Source organism: Streptomyces silaceus, assembly GCF_001419745.1.
GTDB classification, from domain to species: Bacteria; Actinomycetota; Actinomycetes; order Streptomycetales; family Streptomycetaceae; genus Streptomyces; species Streptomyces silaceus.
This window is the reverse complement of the sequence record NZ_LIRJ01000655.1, coordinates 1-1184: the sequence shown is the minus strand read 5'-3', so window position 1 is coordinate 1184 and position 1184 is coordinate 1. Positions and strand designations below refer to the sequence as shown.

At 73.7% G+C, this 1184-nt stretch carries 1 protein-coding gene; it reads left to right on the top strand.

The genetic code is table 11. The features are described 5' to 3' along the window. Positions 1-175: 175 nt before the first annotated feature. Positions 176-1184: EamA family transporter (locus AOK22_RS38320; protein ID WP_055703253.1), on the top strand; the 1009-nt coding region annotated here is incomplete at its 3' end.

Sequence of the window (1184 nt, the reverse complement as noted above, 5' to 3'; positions counted from 1 at the left end):
GCCCCGCACCACCGACGAAGCGACCGCGCAGACCCCAGCCCAAGGCGCCCCGCCAGACTTGCGTACAGGAGCGTAAGGGCTCCACAATCCTGTCTCGGTGCATTACCTTGGACGGTGGAGTCCAGGACACTGGACTTCAGGCAGTGCGGACACCGCACCAGGAAAGGCTCGTCCCGTGAACGTCACGCCCAGCGATCAGGCAGTATCGGCGACCCCCGACGCAACCCCTGGCGCAGCCCCCGGCGCGGCACCCGGCACGACCCCGGAGAACGCCCCCGGGACGCCCCCCGGAACGGCCCCCCGCGGACTCCGGGGCCGGTTCGGCTCCCTCGGGCCCGTCGGGCTCGTCCTCGCGGGCGGCATCTCCGTCCAGTTCGGCGGCGCCGTAGCCGTCAGCGTGATGCCCCGCGCCGGCGCGATCGGCATCGTGGCGCTGCGCCTCTTCTTCGCCGCGCTCGTCCTCCTCGCCGTCTGCCGCCCCAGGCTCCGCGGCCACTCCCGCGCCGACTGGGGCACGGTCGTCGTCTTCGGCGCCGTCATGGCCGGCATGAACGGCCTCTTCTACCAGTCCCTCGCCCGCATCCCCATGGGCCCCGCCGTCACCCTGGAAGTCCTCGGCCCGCTCGCGCTCTCCGTCATCGCCTCCCGCCGCGCGGTCAACGTGATCTGGGCGGGACTCGCGCTCTGCGGCGTGTTCCTGCTCGGCGGCGGAGGCGGCTTCAGCGGCCTCGACCCGGTCGGCGTGGCGTACGCGCTCGGGGCCGGCGCGATGTGGGCGACGTACATCGTCTTCAGCGCCCGCACCGGACGCCGCTTCCCGGGCGCCGACGGCCTCGCCCTCGCGATGGTCGTCGCGGCGGTGCTCATCATCCCGCTCGGGATCGCCGAGTCCGGGGCGAGGCTGGTCCAGCCGGTCACGCTGGCGCTCGGCGCGGCCGTCGCCGTGATGTCGTCCGTGCTGCCGTACACGCTCGAACTGCTCGCGCTGCGCCGGATGCCCGCGCACACCTTCGCGATCCTGATGAGCCTGGAACCGGCCGTCGCCTCCGTGGCGGGATTCCTCGTCCTGAGCCAGGCGCTGTCCGCCGTCGAGGCGCTGGCGATCGCCCTGGTCATCGCGGCGAGCATGGGCGCGGTGCGGACGCAGGTGGGCCGAGGGAAGACGGCCCCCAAGGCGGCCCCCA